The sequence below is a fragment of the Bacillus sp. FJAT-22090 genome (assembly GCF_001278755.1).
GTDB lineage: Bacteria > Bacillota > Bacilli > Bacillales_A > Planococcaceae > Psychrobacillus.
Window position 1 is genome coordinate 970,131 of the sequence record NZ_CP012601.1, and the last position, 16,319, is coordinate 986,449.

A 16,319-nucleotide genomic window follows, 5' to 3' on the forward strand; every position below is an offset into this window, starting at 1 on the left:
ATTTTTTCAAGACATTTAACAGAAGAAAAGTGAAGCTTAATCAACAATTGCACTCATTTGTTGATTAAGCTTCACTTTTCTTGTTAAACTAACGGGTGCTTTACTTCAGGAAGGAGTAAAGACTTTTTTCTTATTGAAGTAACGGGGCAGTTTAGTTCAATAAGAATAAATATTTACATTGAACTTTTTTATGTTATTATTAATGTAAATAAAATAACATGGTGCTGTTTTTATCCCCGGGTAAAAACATTTAATAAAGCATTGAGTCTCATTCCCATTAGGGCCTATTTATAGGCGGGGTGAGATTCAATGCTTTTTGTTTTTTATAACCATTGTTATTTAGACAAGTATAAGGAGGTAAAGTCAATGTTTGAATTTAGAGTTTTGAGTAATGAAATCGTTAAACAAGTATTAAAAGTCAATCAAGTGGTCGATTTAGTTGAGACAGTTTATAAATCTAAGAGTGAGAGTAAAACTGAAACATGGCCAACTATTTTTTATGATTTTGAGCCAGGTAAGGCAGATATGGACATTAAATCGGGTTTTTTAAAGAGTGAAAAGCTGTTTGGACATAAGACTGTAACATGGTTTGGTGAGAATGAAGAAAAGGGCATACCAACTTTAATAGGATTGATTGTCGTATTTGATGCTGAAACAGGGAAACCTTTAGGGATAACGGATGCTTCGTTCATTACAGGAATACGAACTGGTGCGTCTGGTGCTATAGGAGCTAAATACTTAGCTAGAAAAAATTCTAAGAATCTACTTGTTCTTGGAGCCGGAAACCAGGCAATTTTTCAAATTGCAGCTACACTGACAGCGTTGCCAAATCTAAAAAAAGTAATGATATCAGCAAGAAATAAAATTAAACTAGAAAGTTTTATTAGCAGTATTTCTCTAAGACTACAACATGAATTTGGAATCGATACAGAAACAATAATATTTGAAGAAGTTGAATGTTTGGAAAGTGCAGTGAAAAACAGTGACATCATCATCACTGCGACGTCTTCTAGAGTACCGTTAATAAAAAATCAGTGGGTACAAAAAGGAACGCATATTTCCTGCATAGGGGCGGATATGGTAGGTAAGCAGGAAATAGAATCTGAAATCATGTCAAAAGCTAGCATTTATGTAGATGACATAGAACATTGTGTACAAGTAGGTGAAATTGAACTACCTCTTAAGCAAGGCATAATTACAGAGGGGAATATCAATGGGGAGATTGGTGATTTAATACTGGGGAAAATTAAGGGAAGGTCCAACGATGAACAAATAACTGTATTTGATGCTACAGGAATGGCTCTTTTAGATATCTATACAGCAAAAATTGCACTACAGACAGCAGAAGAAAAAGGGCTTGGGATAAAATCAGAAATTTAGAAGGTGGAATATAAATGATGAGTTTTAATTATAATCATGTTAAAGACGCTTATGAACGTATCAAAAATTATGTAACAAAAACACCACTTGAGGAATCTTTTTACTTGGGAGATGAAAGTAAAAAATACTTCTTTAAACTCGAATCTTTACAAAGAGTAAAAAGCTTTAAAATCCGAGGAGCATTAAATAAAATGATGACTTTAACTAAGGAGGAAATGAGTCATGGTGTTGCTGCAATTTCATCAGGCAACCATGGAAGTTCCGTAAGTTATGCAGCTTCGATTCTTGGAATAAATAATGTGAAAATCATTGTTCCTAAAACTACCCCACAAAGCAAAATAGACAAAATTCAATATTTTGGAGGTGAAGTAATACTATTAGGAAATAATTATGATGAAGCTCATTCATTAGGGATGGAATTTATAAAAGAACATAAATTAATTTATATTGATGCTTATTACAGTGATCCTCAAATTTATGGAGGTCAGGGTACAGTTGCGATTGAACTTCTTGAGCAAAATAGTGACATTGATACCATCGTAGTGCCGATAGGGGGAGGCGGGCTAATTACAGGAATAGCTGTTGCCGCTAAAACTATAAAACCGGGGATTCGTATCATAGGGGTACAAACAGAAGCATGTCCTGCCATGATAAAATCTTATGAAGACAATATTTTTTATGAAGAATATCACAGTGAGGAATCATTATGTGATGCTCTTGTTGGAGGGGTCGGTAAGCTCAGCTATGATTTGGCCAAAGATTACGTAGATGACTTTATAGCTGTATCAGAAGAATCAATTGCTAAAGCAGTTAGTTTCATGGCAAAAAAGGAAAAGTATATTGTGGAAGCAGGTAGCTGCACTACGGTAGCTGCTGTTATGGACTATAGAGAGCAAGTTGGAGGGAAAAACATTGCTCTTGTTTTATCTGGTGGTAATATAGATGGAGATGTATTGACTGATATTTTATCAAAGTACTAATGTGATGTGTTATTATGACAGAACATATTAAATAAAAAAATCCTTCGACAGTATAAAATTTGATTACAAATTAAAAAGGCTCTCCTTAATGGAGGGCCTTTTTTTATATATTCGGAATAGCAAGGGCATTTTCGTTAACTTAGATAAGAACCAAAAAGAATTAATATTTTAGAAATTTATAGTCAATAATTAAAATGAAAAATAAGTTCCTTATTCAACTAACGGTGTGCTTTAGTTTAAGTTTCGGCTGCCTTTACATGGCAGCTTTTTCGTATTGAGTGATGGAGTTAGATACTTTTGAATCTAACACAATCCAAATATGCTAGATTTGCAAAAAGTATCCCTTTTGAAATAAAAGAGAAACTTTCAAATCTAACATTTTCCATTGTGCATGATTCATGGTGTCAGCTATTTACTTAATTTTGCTTCGTACTTTTTCTTGATACTTTCCAAATAAGAAGGATACTCACCCCTTGAAATTCATAATAGATGAATAAAGAAAAAGTTAAAACTAATACTATAAAAGATAAATCTTATGAGGCGATAATAAAATGAACTTTTCAATTAAAACATATGATTCTAAAGAAGCTCAAAGCATCTTAGATTATTGGACACCAGAGAGAAAAGCAAAAGCAACACCTACACCCACTTTAGATCAAGATATAAAAACAATCACAGAAGACCATAACCTAGAAGATCCGTTTGAAGTTGATATAAACCAATATCCATATAAATGTGGAGGGATAATTTTCTATACCAAAGTAACAGCCGATGGTACAGAAGATTTTTACGGCTCAGCACAGTTTGTCGCACATTGTCAGATGATTTTAACTGTTGCCCATTGCATTATAGATTCTACAACTGGAGAGGAATACACTAATTTTCTATTTACTCGTGGCTATAGAAAAGAAGAAGAAGTAGTAGAAGGTCAAGATTTTGTAATTGACCAAGTAGGAACACCAGAAGAATTTGTTGGGAGTGAAGGTCACGTCAGACGCTCGTTTGACTTTGCATTTTGTCGTACAACAGAACCTTTTACTGACTGGATGCCCTTACAAATAGGCATACCCTACACTAATCTCCAATCAATCGGGTATCCTGGTAATTTTCAAGATGGAGAACGAATGGTAGCGGTCAATGGGACTAGAGGGGAAATTTTTTCTGATTTGAATTTGGTTCAAATGAAAAACAATCCATTTAGAGAAGGTGCTAGTGGTGGTGCTTGGATTTATAATCCATCTAACGAGCTTGGAAATGATAAGAACATTGTAGTAGGATTAAACGCTGGTGGTGAATCTGGTCCTATAATTCAAAGTCCATTATTTCGCCAAGAAACCATTGATCTTTTTAATGAAGTACTTGATGCAACGTGGGAAAATCCAAGAAGATGTAATTAAAAGATTAAAAAACGAAGCGGTTCTTGAGTAAGTTGTTTATTTATATTTATTTCTACTGTATTCAAAATAACGTTCCCAAATGAAAGTTTGGGATTACATGAAAAATGCGTAAACGCTGTTAAATAAACGTTTACGCATTTTTTGTTGGAACATTGTCTATGCAGCTTTTTATGCAAAGTTATATAAATAAAGTTACAATAAGACTTTTCAAGATTTTGCAGAAAACATTGTATGTGTGTTATCTGAATAAAAACCTGTATATAGAGACCATTTATGAACGCTGTAAACCTACATTTTTTAATCTTTCCTAAACTTCAACTACAGGGGCTTTAGTTGAATAAGCGTCCCTTTTCTTGTTCAACTAACGGGTGCTTTAGTTAAACAAGACCATCATGTCGATGGTCTATTTTTTTATCCAAAATTTCAAGTAGATCTCAGAAATACATTGTGAAATGTTACACTTAAACTAACGAAGCAGGTTAGTTCAATAAGTTAATATAGAATTTAGTAATAGGATCTTTATAAAGAAGTAGATATTTGACTTCCAATATTGTTATAATATTCCTACGAATATATATTTAATAAAATTAGTGGGGTGAGGATGTTGAAAAAATATTTATATGCAGGGATTTTACTTGGAACTATCATTTTAGCAGGGTGTAATGAAAATGAGGAAACAGAAAAACAAGGAGAGATAGAGAAAGAGGTATTAGCAGTAGAAGTTTACAATTCTGGTAAAAATATAGTGTATGCGGCAGTTCCAAAATTAACTCAAGAACAAAAGGAAGAGAATTACAAGCGGAAAGTGCAAATTGTCAAAGAAGTGAATCAAACGAAATTAGGTATTGGTCTTGGAGTGCCACCAATTGAACAGTTTCAATTAGATAATTTGAAAGAACAGAAAGCATATGAAAAAATGATTCAAACAGAGGTGGAGTCTTTTTTAGCAACGGAACGCGAATAACCTCCTACCATATCTACTGATTTAAAACCTGCTGTAAGCAATCCAAATGGCGAAACAACTAAAGCTGCGTAACTATATTTTCCTGATACATTAAAGAAAATTGAAATCACAGCGACATTCGATATACAATCAGGGGGAACAAAATGAAAAATATTTTTCTATTGTCTTTTTTACTTTTGTTAACTGGTTGTGCAACAGGAGAGCCAAAAGAAGTTTTAACTAAAGCAGATTCATTGGGCTTAATATCTATGGAAGATGTAACCATTTTAGAGGATTCATTTTTGGCTGAGGATGTTAAAGTGGATTTAACAGGGGATGGTGTTGAAGAAGAAATACTATTATACGTTTCTCCCTCTCCGATAAATGAAGAAACAGGAGGGTTCGTATGGGACGATTCCCACTTTTGGCAGTTATTAGTTAAGGATGGAACAAGCACTTATCCACTCTTTAACGATCATCTTAGCGGTGTAATGGAATTTTGGATAGGTGAAGAAGATGGGGAAAATAGTCTTATTTTAATTAACAATGGTACAGGTTTAACGTTATACAAATTTACATATCAAGAGAAAGGATTTAATAAAGAAGTCATCTATACGTTAGATACTATTACTAATCGCTCTGTAACAGATTGGTAAATAATGTGGCTCTAGTTCTATAAACTATTACATGGAAAACCAATTCTAATACAACATCTAGGAGAAGGTATACATGAGTATTTAAAACTTGGTTTGGTGCCAATCCAAATTTAATGGAATAATAGTTGCGAGTTCAAGAATTATAGTTTGTGAATTATTGCACTTAAACTAAGTTGTGCTTTAGTTAAAGACCAAGGGTTGTTTAGGCAGCCTCTTTTTTTTCAACTAACGCAGCAGGTTAGTTCAATAAGGAAGCTGCCCATAATTTTCTGTAACTTCCTATTTTTTTTTTAAAAGCACTGAATATGATGATTGGTATAAACATTGAGGCATATTATAGTGGAACAGTTTATTGCGATGGAGTTTGTATGGCACCACTTTCACAAATTTGAGAACAGTAATCCTTAAATTACCTATTAGGCCGTGCTTTTGTATTTATATTACAAAAGTGCGGTCTTTTCTTTATAACTACAGTTTACTTAATTAAATTAATTAAGTAATGCAATATAATCATCATATCTATCGTCTTATATATAGAGAGATGTAAAGGGGGGGGCTTGGATGGAAAAAAAGGAAGTATTACCATTACATTTCAAAGCATCAAATAGATTAGATGACCTACAATCGAACCCAGTCGAAGCAATAGAAAACATAATGAACACTTATGGTACTGAGATTAAAAAATTTATTTACACTTACCTAAATAATGAATCGGATACAGATGATGTAACGCAAGAAGTTTTTGTGACTGTCTATTTAAAGCTAAGTTCATTTCAAGGTAGATCATCACTAAAAAGTTGGATTTATTCTATTGCTGTAAATAAGTGTAAGGATTACTTAAGAAATAATCGTTTACGTCAAAGTAAATTAATAGAAAAAATTACTAACCTAACAATTTCATCCAAAATAATTGATGTACCAGAAGAGTATAAGCAAAGCAGCATAAAAGAAGGGCTTTTCGAAAAAGTAATAGAATTACCCATTAAATATCGTGAAGTCATCATTCTTTATTATTTCAAGGAACTATCAATAAAAGAAATCAGTTTCATTCTAAACATGAAGGAGACTACATTGCAAACACGATTATTAAGGGCGAGAAGTAAATTAAAAAGTTTATTAAATGAAGGGGGTATTTTTCATGGGTAAATATTTAAAAGAATTTAACTTTGATGAAAAGATAAAAACATACTTTACAGAAGAAAATAAACAACGTGTATTAGAAAAAATCAATGAAATTGAAAAAAAACGCAATAAGAAACCATATTACTTTCAAAATGCTCTTACATTAGCATTTACAATAGGACTTATTATTTTAGGATTTACTCTTATCTCTAATAATTTAGAGGGTACCAAAGAAAATGCAGGAGAACTAAATAAGACAGAAAATGAATTTATTCAAAATCAAAATAATGATGAATCAAATGAAGTTCTAGGAACTGTAGATGACGATGAAGAAAAGAAAAAAGAAAAATTAAAAGTTGGGGCACATTTAGAACTCAGGTCCCCCGAGACCAATTTGACTTGGAACAAGGAGACTAAGGAATATGAAAAATATGACTATACCGACTCAAATTATAATTTATATGTTGCCCATCTAAGAGCAGCATTAATTACTGACAACGCTTTATATACACGATATCCTTCTATGGATTATACTACTTATCAAAAATACTTAGGTAGTATTTTGTTTTATTTAAATGAAATTGAACCTGATGAAGAAAAAATAGAGGAATTAAAAATGGCTATTAAATTGTCTGAGCAAGCAATTGAAACTAATGCACAAAAAGGTGATCCGATTTTAGATGAACTGCATCTAATTCTACACGAGTTAGATGAATATTTTAATTTATATCCATTTGTGGATCATATTACAAATGAGGATGGATTACAATTTAAATCAGAATAGTGCATTGTTTTGATAGGGTAATGGTTATGAGTTTTTTGAATTGTTATTCAGCACATTTATGGGTTATGGGATATCCTTTAACAAGGAGCAGATTTTTTTAAGGGGTGTTTTCATTGTGGAAAGTGAATTATTTGCGATCGATATTTTGTGGGCTTTAGTTCTAGATTCCTACGATGTTACTGTAAGAATTGAAATCCCTTCGAAAAATATTGATGATGCTAAAGTAGATTTAGTTAAGGTAAGGATATTCCCATCCTGTGATAGTGGCAAGATTAATAAGCAGAAATGTAATCACGGGTTCAAAATTGAAATATTAGATTACAAACATTTATCTCAATAGGAATTTGCATCCTTTTATTCAACTAACGGGGCAGTTTAGTTGAAAAAGGAATTTATAATAGCTTAACGAATTTTTTATTTATCCTTTTGGAAAGGAAGTGATTTGTAATGAAGTATCAACAAAAGGTTTTCAATGTAGAATTAAAGGAAATGATTAAAAATATTGAATCTACATTAAAAGAACATATCGAAAGATTGTTAAAAGAAAATAAATCTGTTTTTGCTGAGAAAAACCTAGATTTTGATGCGGGTTTCGATAAAGAAGGCAATGACCCTTTTAAGCCTGGATACAGTTCTTCTGTTTCGATAGGGATTGCTGACAAAAGTGGTGAACTTATTGATTTACATATAATTAAAATATGGGAATGCGAACGTTCCTTATTAGGTCTGTCGATTTCAAAAAACATTCCTGGAAGCAAGATTATCGGTGAACTACTTGATGAATCAGTAGAAGAAGTAAAAGAGGAATTGAAAGAATATATTGAAGAAGTATTAAATGATGTAATTTAAAAGTTCTTCTTCAGCTAACGGGTGCTTTACTTCAAGAAGGAGTAAAGCCTTTTCTTCTTATTGAACTAACGAATCATGTTAGTTTAAGTAGATAATAAAATAATATTGAAAACGAGGTAAATATGAAATTAACATTGGCAACAAATGAAGAGGTAAATGTGTTGTATTCCCAGTTTAAAAAATTTAATGTTCATCTTCTTGAAGAACCTCATAAGTTATTCAAACATATAGGTATTATGGATGTATATAATCGTGTTCTAACTGAGGAAGAGGCTAATAAACTTTTAGGATTTAAAAGGCATCACATAAAGCACGGATACAAGTTCTTAAACACTTTTAGACAACTTTTTGATTTGGAAAATGATACAGTTTATGTCCACTTGAATAAAAGTGGTTTAAGTAAAGATTCATTCAAGCACCTTTTAGAATCGTTAAAACGAGAGGAAGCCAGATTATTTAGAAAACTGTTTTCCATTAAGAAGGGAATTTACAAAGTTGATGATGAGGAAGCACTAAACTTTTTAGTTCATCTTTCAGTTAACGAATTGTATTTTACAAATTTTTTATTTCCTTCATTTGAAACAGTTATATTGGGAAATTATGATTTATCCTTCCCTGTTTATAGTAAGACAATGATAGGCTTCCAAAGGTGTAAAGAGATAATTGAGCAAAATGGCTTATTCATTAGGATGTATGGGGAATAATGGTTGATTGATTTAAAAGCAGTTTTTGTTATAAACATACCATTTCCTCTTCAATCTAACGGGTGCTCTAGTTAAACAAGACCATCAGTTTGATGGTCTATTTCTTTATCCAAAAAATCAAGTAGATCTAAGAAATCCATTGTGAAATGTTACACTAAAACTAACGCAGCAGTTTAGTATAACAAGCAAAATTAACAATAATAAAATAGATCTTGTTTTCAAGGAGGAAAAACATGGATTACATTTTACCGAAAGAAGCGGTTTTAAAGGCGAAACGGTTGGCTAAAAATCCCATAGCGGCGGGTCGTCGACATACCGTTGGTCTTCTCTCTGACGGAATGGTGACGGCTGTGGGTGATAATAAATATGGCCAATGTGATGTAAGCGGATGGCGCGATATTGTGTCCGTCGAAGTTGGTAATGTTCATATGGCAACGAACACGGGTAATGCTCATACAATCGGTCTTAAATCGGACGGTACTGTGGCTGCTGTAGGTTGGAATAAGAATGATCAATGCGATGTAAACCACTGGCGCGATACTGTAGCGGTTGCTGCGGGTTGGTGTCGTACCATTGGGCTTAAATCGGATGGTGCGGTGGTAGCTGTGGGCAGAAATAATGAAGGTGAATGCAATGTAAACAGCTGGCATGATATTGTGGCGGTCGCGGCGGGTGACTGGCATACCATCGGGCTTAAATTGGACGGAACGGTGACGGCTGTGGGTAATAATCGGTATGGCCAATGCAATGTAAGCGACTGGCGAGGCATAGTGGCGGTTAAGGCGGGGTATCTTCATACTGTTGGGCTTAAATCGGACGGTACGGCGGTTGCAGTGGGTCAAAATAAGGTAGGCCAATGCGATGTAAACAGCTGGCGCGGTATTGTGAAGATAGCGGTGGGGAGTAATCATTCCATCGGCCTTAAATCGGACGGCACTGTGGCTGCTGTGGGATGGAACGAGTATGGCCAATGTAATGTAAGTGATTGGCACGATATTGTGGCTATCGCGGCGGGTTGTGCTCATACCGTCGGTCTTAAATCGGACGGTACGGTGGTTGCAGTGGGTGATAATGAATATGGCCAATGCGATGTGAGCGGCTGGCGCGGCATCCAACTGCCCAACAATTAGTTTTGGGGTAAAAAGAGGTCATTCAATTAATAAATCCAAAAAAAGATTGAACATAAAAGGTGAAAATTCCTTCTTCAGCTAACGGGTGCTTTAGTTAAACAAGATCATCATTTTGATGATCTATTTTTTTTATCCAAAACATCAAGCAGATCTCGGAAATCCATTGTGAAATGTTACACTTAAACTAACGGGGCAGGTTAGTTGAAGAAGGATGTTATCAATTAAATAATATACGATCGGACTTCCATAAAGCACAACGAGGAAATTGTTTGACAACTTTATAATCAAGAAAATATTAAAAGGCAGTTTGAAGTAAACAGTTTCCTCCAACAGAATCTTTTAGTTTTCTCTATCTTATCGATTTCAAAAATGCTCAAATCCAAAGGAGAGTAGCTTACGAGTCTCAAGGAAACGAGCGTCATCACTTTTTGTCCCCATCACAACCGAAATAAGTCGTTTATCCCCCTTTTGTGCAGTTCCTGTAAAGCAATACCCTGCAGTTTCCGTAAAACCTGTTTTTAATCCATCTACAGGATTAAAATATAAATCTTGATTTTCGGGGTCTAGCATAGCATTTGAATTCTTTAAGGTTGTCCCATCGTATGCTAATTTGTATTCAAGCAGTTTGGTTGTTTCGATTACATCAGGGAAATCACGTAATAATTGGTTGGCTAGTAATGCAACGTCTTTTGCTGTCATAACATTTTCAGAACCATCGGTATTAAATAATCCAGTTGAGTTTACAAAGTTTGTTTTGGAAGAAAGGCCCATCTTTGTAGCTTTATCATTCATTAGCTTTGCAAATTTTTTCTCTGATCCTGCTATGTGCTCTGCCAAAGCTATCGTAGCGTTATTAGCAGAATAAATGACCATCGCACTATATAAGTCCCGAACTGTTAAAACATCATTGTCTTTAACATAAATTTTAACTGCTCGAGGATCCATATTGTTTGCACTGTGAGACATTACAACCGGATCATCCCATTCTATATTTCCATTTTCAATTTGCTCCAGTACTAAATACTCTGTCATCATTTTGGACATGCTTGCGACTGGAAAAGGAATATCTGCATCTTGTTCCATTAATATTTCTTCTGTAGATGCATTCAATAAAATTGCTGAGTGACCTTTTATGGTAGCCTCTAAAGAAGAATCTATGTAGGTTGTTGAGGGTCCAGAGACCTCAATTATCTCGTTTATAAAACCTTGGACTTGATGGCTTTGGCTGAAATTGTATGCGCCTGCATAGCACCCTATCAAAATGATGAGAATAATTAGTAATTGACTTCTTCTTTTTAGCTTCCTGCGATTCATCTTCTTTCCTCCGTCTCTTCTTCTCCTAAATCCTTATTAACATATCCTTATTGTAGTTAGCGAATATTAAAAGAAAGGAAAGAAAAGTTAAAGAATTTCTTAAGATTTAGGTGTGGATAGTTTTTCGAAAGTATCTATGTTTATAATATAAGAAGAATTTAGATAAATAGGTGGAGATGTCTTATGAAAGCAGCTATTTTAATAATAGATGACGATAATGATATTACGAATTTATTACGGATTTATTTAGAGGCGGAACACTACGAGGTTCATTTAGCCCATGATGGGGAAGAAGGCTTAAAAATGCTAGCAATGCAATCAACCGACTTAATTATTCTAGATGTGATGATGCCTAAAAAAGATGGTATTCTTGTTTGTCGTGAAATTCGACAAGATAATCAAACTGTACCGATTTTAATGTTAAGCGCAAAAGCAGAAGATATGGATAAAATATATGGACTCACGACCGGGGCGGATGATTACCTTATTAAACCCTTTAATCCATTGGAGCTTGTAGCACGAGTAAAAGCATTGTTAAGACGATCAGGGTATTTACAAAGAAATTCAGAATCCTCTAAGGAAGGTTTAATCTGTGGTCCTTTAGTAATAAATAAACAGAATCACACTGTGCTTATTGGTGATAACCCATTGAAATTGACCGCAATTGAATTTGATATTTTATGCCTGCTTTGCAGTAAGCCTGGCCGTGTATTTAGTTCGGAAGATATCTTTCAATTGGTATGGAATGAGCAGGAAATCTATTCAAGCAAAACGGTTATGGTTCATATAAGTAATTTAAGAGCAAAACTTGACCCCGCATTAAATGGAGAAAAAATGATTGAGACTGTTTGGGGAGTTGGTTATAAAATTGGTTATTAGATCGTTACTAATAGAAATTGGACTCTTTTCAAAGTGGCGTCTTGTCACTGGAATAATCCTGTCCGCTATTTTATCAGCAGTTTCTTTATTCTTTATTAAAAATGCGGTGGTAGGCTATGTTAATACTTCAGTAGTTGGTAGTGGAATGGTTACTGAATTTATTACTTTATTTGGTAAGAGGAGAGTTTATAACATCCTGTATTCTCCTTGGCCTTTCCTTCTTAAACAGTTAAGTTTTTTTATAGTATTCATGTTTTATTTTTTCTTATTTTACCAACATGAAAAAAGAAGACAATTTTTAAAATCCCTCAATCAGCTGATTACTGATACTAAAAAATATGTTAGCAATCAGGAGATAGTGTTTGAACCTGTTTATCAAAACAAGTATTTGTTGCAATTAACAGAAAGTATTAATATGATCATCAGCAAAATGGATACACTGATAGAGGAAGAACGAAATGCCCAGAGAACAAAAAACGAGCTAATTACGAATGTCTCCCATGACCTTCGAACTCCACTGACTTCTATACTTGGTTACTTGTCTCTTGTTACGGAAGACAAATATAGAGATGAAGTAGAACTTAGGCATTACATTGATATTGCTTATGAGAAATCAACCCTACTGCATAAGTTAATTCAGGATTTATTCGAATATACGAGAGTACAAAATCATCAGCTTAAAGTAAAAAAGGAACCGCTAAATATAAAGGAAATGCTTGGGCAGCTTGTTGAACACTATCATATCGAGTTAGTGCAGAGGCAGTTCGTTTGTAATGAGACATATAGTTCTGAACCACTTATTGCTGAAGGAGATGGAAATCTACTTATTCGTGTTTTTGAGAACCTGTTATCAAATGCTTTAAAATACGGAATAAAGAAAAAACAAATTGATATTTTCGCTACTTTAGACAATAAGTGCATTTTAGTAGAAGTAACAAGTTACGGAAATACAATCCCAGCTACGGATTTACCTCATATATTCGAAAGATTTTATCAGGTTGATAAATCACGCAGCATGTATTCTGAAAGTTCTGGATTGGGTCTTGCTATTGCTAAGAGCATTGTTGAAATACACGATGGCGAAATACATGTGGCAAGTGACGAAGAAAAAACCGTTTTTTCAGTTTATCTTAAGTGCCTTAAAAGTTGAAAAAGTTATTGAGTTTATGAGAGAAGCTTATAGAAAGAATACCGAGTTGATTGAAGTTAAACATGACCATCATTTCGATGGTCTATTTCTACGTTTAAAACATCGAGTGGATTTCAGCGACCCGTTGTGAAATGTTACACTTAAACTAACGGAGCTGTTTAGTTGAACAGTGTTGTTTAACTTGTGTTCAACAATTGGACCAGATTGTTGAGTAACTTACTAAAAGACATATAATTATGTGTAGCTTATTGACGTGGATTTAGTTTAACACTTCGAAAGATATCGGGCAGTCCTATCGAAATTATTAATAAGAAATTTAATTGGAGTTGTATTACGAACAGGAAGGAGATCACTATGACAAGAATTAGAAGAAGTTTAAAGATTAGCTCTATGCAAAGTTTTCACTATGAACAACGGCGGTAATTTGTATAGAGCTAGAAATTGGTTTCCGCCGAAAAGTGACCATTGTTTTAAGAAACCTTTACTCTTTGTATCTTCATGACCTTTCAAAGTTCACTTCAATGATTGACATTGGGGTAGATGGTTCTTTTGAATATGAGAACCTGGATAAGTTTTGGGACATAGATGGACTTTCCCCATATTTCATTGAATTGGATGGTGATATTATAGGTTTTATATTACTATTGGAGCGTCCGTTTTTGACAAAGGAAAATGATTTAGAAATAAATGATTTTTTTATACTTAATAAGTACAAAGGTAAAGGATTGGCCGCTAAAGCTGCAGTAAAATTGTTTGAAGAGAAACAAGGGCATTATTTTGTAATGCAGGTTATTGAAAACAAACGTGCTGTTTCTTTTTGGAAAAAGTTATATCTGGAATTAAATATTGAGATTAATGAAAGACAAGAGTTAGTTGATGATGAGCAGTGTTTAATTCAAACATTTAAGATATGATTCACTAAAAACAATCCTCAAGAGGTAAGAATTTCTCATTTGTTAATTAAATTAAAGATTTGAGTTAGGAAAAGAAGGATAAGTTGAAGTTCAGTAAATATTATGAGGTTTGTGGAAGGTTTCACTTAAACTAACGGGTGCTTTAGTTAAACAAGGAGCTGCCTGTATGGGTAGCTTTTTCTTATTGAACTAACGCAGCAGGCTAGTTGAAGAAGGAATTAGGGAGTTAAAAATAGAAGTAAGTTTATATATATCTATTTAGGAAGTGTTTATATGAATAAGCCTTTGTTAAGAGCAGAAGGGATTATTTCTAACGAAGAGAAGACAAAATTTCTTGTTCAATGTGATTTAGAAGAAAGTTTTTACCGTTTTCCTGGTGGAAGTATTGAATTTGGAGAAACAGCTTCTGATGCAATTAAAAGAGAATTAATTGAGGAGTTTGATTTAAAATCAAAGGTCGGTGAACTTGCTTGTGTTAATGAAAGTATTGTTGAGTATGATGGAAAGAAAAGACATGATTGTACATTAATACATTGGTGTTCAGTAGTCTTTAAGGACATTCAGGGTAATTTAATGCATAAGGAAAGACCAGAAGTAAAGCTCATTTGGCGTACATTAAACCAATTAAAAAATAGACCTACCTATCCTGAAGGCATACTAGATGTTATCGCTTCTAACAAAAATCATATAACCCATATTCTTATTGAAAAGATTTATGAATAATAGTCTTGTTCAACTAACGGGTGCTTTAGTTGAATAGTAATAAACCGAAAACGGGCAATTCTTAAGAAATACAGGGTGATACATACCATTAACGATATGTATCACCCTGTATTTGAGTGGCTTGTTACGATTAGATCCCTTACTTATAAATCTTCTTAAAGTAATGGATAAACATTAAGTTATAAACAACTTCCACTACTATTGAAATAGTTAAATCCATTAAGTTTGTTTCATAAAGAGATTGATAAGGTAGGAAATCGTAAATGACAAAATATCCAATTCCATTTAAAGCGATAATAAGTAATATGTTTCTTAAAAAAATTGGAATCGTTAAACTAAAAAACGGGATAAAAAAGCCTTTTCTATTTCCTTTTTGATAGATACGAAATATTATAAATAAACCAATCCCATTGATCACAATAAAGCAAATGAAATCAATAACATCAATCTGATTCATAGTAGAAAAATCGTAAACTGTTGGTAATGATAAAACAGCGATAGCTACTATAATCCAAAAAACACTTCTGTAATTTTTCTTCTGTTTTTCAGTAAAGGAATCCTCCCTTAAAGCTGTAATAAGTGCGTTAATATTCCAAATATACATAATTGACTCCTTTATTGTTCTAAAAATAGATTATAGAGAAATAGTACCATCATAGCTATGATCAATTTTTGGAAAAGGGGAGGTTAGGATGAAAAGAATTGGTTTTGGGAGTTATATTGGTAGCATGTTTCGGAAAAAAGTAGGACAGCTTCAATTATTAGTAGTAACGAAAACAAAGGGTTTGGCGGCTTAGATATAGAAAATGCATTAAGTCTGAAAAATATTTTATTCAACTAACGGGTGCTTTACTTCAATAAGGAGTAGAGCCTTTTACTAACGGGCAGGTCGGGTGAATAAGATAAGGAATAAGGATTAAATATAAACAGTGTAAAGAGGGTGAAAAAATGAAAAGACCTTTAGGAGTATCTTTTATTAGTTATTATTACATTTTCGGTGCAGCTGTATTGATTTTCACAGTCGTATTTGTTAATCCAGATGCAGATGAATTTGGCATAGCAGATAGGTTCGGTTTACCAAATTTTCCAGAACAGCCATTTAGGATAATATTGGCAGTTGTTTCCATTATCATCATATCTGGTTATATGCGTTTAAAAAGATGGGGATTTTGGTTAATGATTTTATATTCATTTGGATTTGGTCTAATAAGCTATATTCTATTATTATCATATAATCAACAACCGTTTCTTGGGAATTTTATTTGGTCAGTAATCGTTTTAATTTATACATTTTATGTTAGAAAGTCCTTTTTCCATGTAGAAAAGAGTTTTTAAGTCACTGAATATGCTTAACTGGTGAAAATCCATAACAATAATTCAGTACTTTGTGAAGC

18 protein-coding genes are annotated in these 16,319 nt (G+C 33.3%); 16 read left to right on the plus strand and 2 right to left on the minus strand.

Annotated features, from left to right (window positions below):
* The first annotated feature begins 366 nt into the window (after positions 1–366).
* From AM499_RS05095 to AM499_RS05145, 11 genes are all read left to right on the plus strand, one after another.
* Positions 367–1,380, plus strand: a complete 1,014-nt coding sequence (locus tag AM499_RS05095; protein ID WP_053589188.1) for an ornithine cyclodeaminase family protein — start codon at positions 367–369, stop codon at positions 1,378–1,380.
* A gap of 14 nt (positions 1,381–1,394) precedes the next feature.
* A complete protein-coding gene (locus AM499_RS05100) occupies positions 1,395–2,360 on the plus strand; it encodes a threonine ammonia-lyase (RefSeq protein ID WP_231687532.1) in 966 nt (321 codons plus the stop codon).
* Between the two features lie 551 nt (positions 2,361–2,911).
* The gene (locus AM499_RS05105; RefSeq protein ID WP_053589189.1) at positions 2,912–3,757 is read left to right on the plus strand and encodes a trypsin-like serine peptidase; all 846 of its coding nucleotides are present in this window, start codon (positions 2,912–2,914) and stop codon (positions 3,755–3,757) included.
* 604 nt (positions 3,758–4,361) lie between these two features.
* A complete protein-coding gene (locus AM499_RS05110; RefSeq protein ID WP_053589190.1) occupies positions 4,362–4,721 on the plus strand; it encodes a hypothetical protein in 360 nt (119 codons plus the stop codon).
* A 143-nt stretch (positions 4,722–4,864) separates the two neighbouring features.
* Entirely contained in the window at positions 4,865–5,356 is a 492-nt protein-coding gene (locus tag AM499_RS05115) for a hypothetical protein (protein WP_053589191.1), read from the plus strand.
* 561 nt (positions 5,357–5,917) lie between these two features.
* A complete protein-coding gene (locus AM499_RS05120) occupies positions 5,918–6,502 on the plus strand; it encodes a sigma-70 family RNA polymerase sigma factor (protein ID WP_053589192.1) in 585 nt (194 codons plus the stop codon).
* Positions 6,495–7,262, plus strand: coding sequence for a hypothetical protein (locus tag AM499_RS05125; protein ID WP_053589193.1), 768 nt, complete (start codon positions 6,495–6,497; stop codon positions 7,260–7,262). The genes AM499_RS05120 and AM499_RS05125 overlap by 8 nt, the downstream gene beginning before the upstream one ends.
* Positions 7,263–7,377: 115 nt before the next feature.
* The gene (locus AM499_RS05130; RefSeq protein WP_053589194.1) at positions 7,378–7,602 is read left to right on the plus strand and encodes a hypothetical protein; all 225 of its coding nucleotides are present in this window, start codon (positions 7,378–7,380) and stop codon (positions 7,600–7,602) included.
* A 107-nt stretch (positions 7,603–7,709) separates the two neighbouring features.
* Complete coding sequence (locus AM499_RS05135) at positions 7,710–8,111, plus strand: hypothetical protein (RefSeq protein WP_053589195.1); 402 nt, start codon at positions 7,710–7,712, stop codon at positions 8,109–8,111.
* Positions 8,112–8,233: 122 nt separating this feature from the next.
* Complete coding sequence (locus AM499_RS05140; protein ID WP_053589196.1) at positions 8,234–8,815, plus strand: hypothetical protein; 582 nt, start codon at positions 8,234–8,236, stop codon at positions 8,813–8,815.
* 233 nt (positions 8,816–9,048) lie between these two features.
* The gene (locus AM499_RS05145; protein WP_053589197.1) at positions 9,049–9,945 is read left to right on the plus strand and encodes an RCC1 domain-containing protein; all 897 of its coding nucleotides are present in this window, start codon (positions 9,049–9,051) and stop codon (positions 9,943–9,945) included.
* 363 nt (positions 9,946–10,308) lie between these two features.
* On the opposite strand, the gene AM499_RS05150 is transcribed toward AM499_RS05145, so the two are convergent.
* Positions 10,309–11,259 (minus strand): D-alanyl-D-alanine carboxypeptidase family protein, encoded by a 951-nt coding sequence (locus AM499_RS05150; RefSeq protein ID WP_053589198.1) that lies wholly within the window; start codon positions 11,257–11,259, stop codon positions 10,309–10,311.
* Between the two features lie 183 nt (positions 11,260–11,442).
* On the opposite strand from AM499_RS05150, the gene AM499_RS05155 reads away from it, so the two are divergent.
* The 4 genes from AM499_RS05155 to AM499_RS05170 all read left to right on the plus strand — a co-directional run bounded on the left by AM499_RS05155 (position 11,443) and on the right by AM499_RS05170 (position 14,925).
* Complete coding sequence (locus AM499_RS05155; RefSeq protein ID WP_053589199.1) at positions 11,443–12,138, plus strand: response regulator transcription factor; 696 nt, start codon at positions 11,443–11,445, stop codon at positions 12,136–12,138.
* Complete coding sequence (locus AM499_RS05160; protein ID WP_156316754.1) at positions 12,128–13,288, plus strand: sensor histidine kinase; 1,161 nt, start codon at positions 12,128–12,130, stop codon at positions 13,286–13,288. Before AM499_RS05155 ends, AM499_RS05160 begins: the two co-directional genes overlap by 11 nt.
* A gap of 428 nt (positions 13,289–13,716) precedes the next feature.
* Positions 13,717–14,202: a GNAT family N-acetyltransferase gene (locus AM499_RS05165; protein WP_053589201.1), complete on the plus strand. Its 486-nt coding sequence runs from the start codon at positions 13,717–13,719 to the stop codon at positions 14,200–14,202.
* 273 nt (positions 14,203–14,475) lie between these two features.
* Positions 14,476–14,925, plus strand: a complete 450-nt coding sequence (locus AM499_RS05170) for an NUDIX domain-containing protein (RefSeq protein ID WP_053589202.1) — start codon at positions 14,476–14,478, stop codon at positions 14,923–14,925.
* Between the two features lie 139 nt (positions 14,926–15,064).
* Here the strand turns inward: AM499_RS05170 and AM499_RS05175 are convergent, their stop codons facing one another.
* A complete protein-coding gene (locus AM499_RS05175) occupies positions 15,065–15,529 on the minus strand; it encodes a hypothetical protein (protein WP_053589203.1) in 465 nt (154 codons plus the stop codon).
* A gap of 344 nt (positions 15,530–15,873) precedes the next feature.
* Here AM499_RS05175 and AM499_RS05180 point away from each other — a divergent pair, with 344 nt between their 5' ends.
* Positions 15,874–16,260 carry a hypothetical protein gene (locus AM499_RS05180; RefSeq protein ID WP_053589204.1) on the plus strand — a complete coding sequence of 129 codons (387 nt, stop codon included), beginning with the start codon at positions 15,874–15,876 and terminating at the stop codon, positions 16,258–16,260.
* Positions 16,261–16,319: the final 59 nt, after the last annotated feature.